The organism is Bacteroidota bacterium, from assembly GCA_034723125.1.
In the GTDB taxonomy this organism is placed as follows: domain Bacteria; phylum Bacteroidota; class Bacteroidia; order CAILMK01; family JAAYUY01; genus JAYEOP01.
On sequence record JAYEOP010000203.1, the window covers coordinates 1 to 3,496 of the forward strand.

Sequence of the window (3,496 nt, forward strand, 5' to 3'; positions counted from 1 at the left end):
TCTAATTATTTCGGAATATAATTACAAAAGTTCTGCAAAACAGAAATTTGATGAAATATTTACTTTCTCAAAAAAACAACTTGGTTCAAATTTTTTACACAATCTTTTGATGTATAATTATACTGAAAAGAAAGGTTTATTAAAATGGTAATTTATGAAATTTAAAATCCACCGTGGAACAAAAGAAATAGGTGGTTCTTGTGTTGAAGTCTGGACTGAAAACACTAGAATATTGCTTGATTTTGGTATGCCATTAGTTGAAAAAGATGGAAAAGAATTTGACTTTGGCAAATACAAAGCTTTGGAACCAAGTGAATTAGTTGAAAAAAGAGTTTTGCCAAATATCAAAGGGCTTTATGACAATTCAGATAGTTTGATTGACGGTGTAATCATTTCTCATCCACATCAAGACCATTACGGATTAGCAAATTTTATAAACGATGATGTTCAATATTATTTAGGTGAAGCAACTCATAAAATAATTGAACTCAATAATTTATTTACACCGCAAGAAATCCATTTAAAAAACACGATCTATTTTGAAAAAGAAAAGACTTTTAAAATAGGAGATATTTCTGTTACACCATATTGGGCTGACCATTCTGCATTTGATGCTTATTCATTTTTAGTTGAAGCAAACGGGAAAAGTCTGTTTTATTCTGGAGACTTTCGTTCTCACGGAAGAAAAGCAAAAGCATTTTATTGGTTTACACACAATGCACCGCAAAATGTTGATTATTTACTTCTTGAAGGCACAACAATTAACAGAGATAACAAGCCTTTTAAAACCGAGACTGAAATTGAAAATGAATTAGTTGAAGAATTTAAACAGCAAGGAAAAATAAACTTAATTTATACTTCTGGTCAGAATATTGACAGATTAACATCAATTTATAGGGCTTGTAAACGGACTGGAAAAATATTTGTTGTCGATGTTTATGTAGCCAAAGTTTTGAAAGAATTATCAAAATTTGCGAGAATTCCATATCCATCAGAAGACTTTGAAAATTTAAAAGTAATGTTTCCATATTTCACAAGCAGAAGATTGACAAATGAAGGGAATGAAGAAATCTTGTATCAATTCAAGAATTATAAAATCACAAAAAAAGAAATTAGCAACCAATCAGAAAAAATTGTAATGGTTGTAAGACCTTCAATGCAAAAAGATTTGGAACATATTAACGGAATTGATGGCGGAAACTTGATTTATTCAATGTGGGAAGGATATTTAAAGAAATCTGCCACAATGAAATTTGTTGACTATCTGAAAAATAGAAAGTTCACATTAAAAAAAATTCATACAAGCGGACATGCTGATACGAAGACTTTGAAAAAAATGGTTGAAGCGATTAAACCGAAAAACATAGTTCCAATTCACACGTTTGAAGGGGCTAAATATAAGGACATATTTAACGAAACAATTGTCGAATTAAAGGACGAAGAAATAAGAGAAATATAAACAGAAATGAAAAAAAACACCCTACACACGCAATATAAAAAATTGAGCGAAAAGTGGTAAATATGAACGTATTAACATTAAATAACCATCGTAGTAAATTGAAAGATAAGTGTTTTATAAAAGCCTAAAATTTCATATTGTCACCGTTGTAGGGCATTCCCCACATCAGAGGAACCGATTAATTCCTATTGCTAACGTAAAAAAAGTGCTTCGTAGTAAAATTTCTGCTAAATTCTAAATTTATTAATATTAGTAACAACAGGAATGATAATTTTATCAATGCATATAGGTTTTTTGGGTGCCGTAAAATAAATTGAAAGAATATTTGCATTAAGCGAAACACTTTCGTACCTTTGACGTTGGTAACGTAAAGGGTTTGTATGATAGTTTCATTTGCTTCAAAAGTAACAGAAAAAATATGGCAAGGAGAAAGAGTTAAAAATCTTCCTGTTGAAATACAGCAAATAGGACGAAGGAAACTAAGAATGTTAAATAACTCACGTAATGTGACTGATTTAAGAATTCCACCATCAAACCGATTAGAAAAATTGAAAGGAAATAAAAAGGATTTTTACAGTATTCGAATAAATAATCAATGGAGAATAATCTTCAAATGGAAAAATAATCATTCTCTTGAAGTTGAAATGCTTGATTATCATTAAAAAAAAAGGAGAAAATATGGAGAAATTAATGAATATACATCCAGGAGAAATACTTTTAGAGGAATTTATGTTGCCTTACAAATTGACAGCATATAGGTTGGCTAAAAGTTTAGAAATTCCACAAACAAGAATTTCTCAAATAATAAAAGGAAAAAGAAGAATTACAGCAGATACCGCTTTAAGACTAAGTTCATTTTTCGGAAATACTGCTAAATTTTGGCTTGGAATTCAAAATGATTATGACATTGAGGAAGAAAAAAATGTTCATACAGAAATGTTTAAAAGAATAAGCAGTTTAAGAAAAAAGGTGATAAATGCTCCCCAACAATGTGTGTAAAAAATAGCGATTTCCTGCATAACTCAACAGCACAGCTCATTTCGGGCTCCGCTAAATCTACCGATTTGACTATTTTAAGTTGTAGTAAATTTGGCTCATTGAGTTATCGAAATGAAATCGCTTTTTATTTCGCTAGATTTTCATACACGTGTCGTTATGTGGGAATTTAAAAAAGAGTGATATGAAATCAATTATTTTACTAATTCTGACAATAATGGCTACTTCACCAATATTTGCTCAAAATATTTCAATCGGTGGAGAGGTAGGATTTATATCTTCAATTAATACAGATTTTAAAGTGACCGATTTTGAAAATAGGAGAAATACCTATTATGTCGGATTAAACTTGAACTACAATTACACTCAAAAGATAACATTTGTATCTGGACTTCATTATTTACAACAAGGTTATAAGCACAAGACTTGTTATATTTTTGAGGAAGGGGTAAAGAATGAATTAGTTGGAAAATTAGATTATATTCTTTTACCTATATCCATTAATTTGAACCTTGGGAAGTCAAACAGATTAATAACAACAATAGGTGTATATGGCGGAAGAAATGTAAATGCAGTTCAAGATTACCCTGAACCTATTGGTGGATGCGAAATTTATTACCCAAGTGACATTTCAAATGTAACAAGTAAACTTATTTTTGGGGGCTTAGTTGGTATGGGATTAAAAATATACGAGAGTGAAAAAATAGTATTAAAATCAATGTTGAAATATTATCAAGGATTAAGCAATTCAATGAGTAACAATCACTCTTATGATATTGTCTGGAAGGACAAATATAGCTCTTTGTTGATGACAGTTACTTTAGATTATAAACTATAAAATCGCCACATAACAATGTATGAAAATAATAGCCGAAATGGTAGTAAATTCAAGGTTTGTAGCCAGCATAAAATTTAGTTCCGAATCGGCTACTATTCTTTTACTAAACTGTTGTAGCCATTGCAAAAACGACAACATGCTAGGTGGTAAAATAATTTTTATATGAAATTGTTTTTAACAGACACTCTCAACAAGGAATTATT

General features: G+C 29.9%; 4 protein-coding genes. All 4 read left to right on the top strand.

The features are described from left to right. Positions 1–154: 154 nt before the first annotated feature. The 4 genes from U9R42_05885 (at position 155) to U9R42_05900 (ending at position 3,293) form a co-directional block, all read left to right on the top strand. Entirely contained in the window at positions 155–1,459 is a 1,305-nt protein-coding gene (locus U9R42_05885; protein ID MEA3495551.1) for an MBL fold metallo-hydrolase, read from the top strand. A gap of 380 nt (positions 1,460–1,839) precedes the next feature. Further along, on the top strand, positions 1,840–2,121 hold the full coding sequence (locus U9R42_05890; protein ID MEA3495552.1) for a type II toxin-antitoxin system RelE/ParE family toxin: 282 nt from the start codon (positions 1,840–1,842) through the stop codon (positions 2,119–2,121). A 16-nt stretch (positions 2,122–2,137) separates the two neighbouring features. After that, a complete protein-coding gene (locus U9R42_05895) occupies positions 2,138–2,458 on the top strand; it encodes a HigA family addiction module antitoxin (protein ID MEA3495553.1) in 321 nt (106 codons plus the stop codon). A 181-nt stretch (positions 2,459–2,639) separates the two neighbouring features. Then, positions 2,640–3,293 carry an outer membrane beta-barrel protein gene (locus tag U9R42_05900; protein ID MEA3495554.1) on the top strand — a complete coding sequence of 218 codons (654 nt, stop codon included), beginning with the start codon at positions 2,640–2,642 and terminating at the stop codon, positions 3,291–3,293. The last annotated feature ends 203 nt before the right edge of the window (positions 3,294–3,496 follow it).

What these genes read in the sequence shown, in the direction of transcription:
- U9R42_05885 (MEA3495551.1), top strand. Translation starts at nt 155, where the DNA reads ATGAAATTTAAAATCCACCGTGGAACAAAAGAAATAGGTGGTTCTTGT.
- U9R42_05900 (MEA3495554.1), top strand. Translation starts at nt 2,640, where the DNA reads ATGAAATCAATTATTTTACTAATTCTGACAATAATGGCTACTTCACCA.
- U9R42_05895 (MEA3495553.1), top strand. Translation starts at nt 2,138, where the DNA reads ATGGAGAAATTAATGAATATACATCCAGGAGAAATACTTTTAGAGGAA.
- U9R42_05890 (MEA3495552.1), top strand. Translation starts at nt 1,840, where the DNA reads ATGATAGTTTCATTTGCTTCAAAAGTAACAGAAAAAATATGGCAAGGA.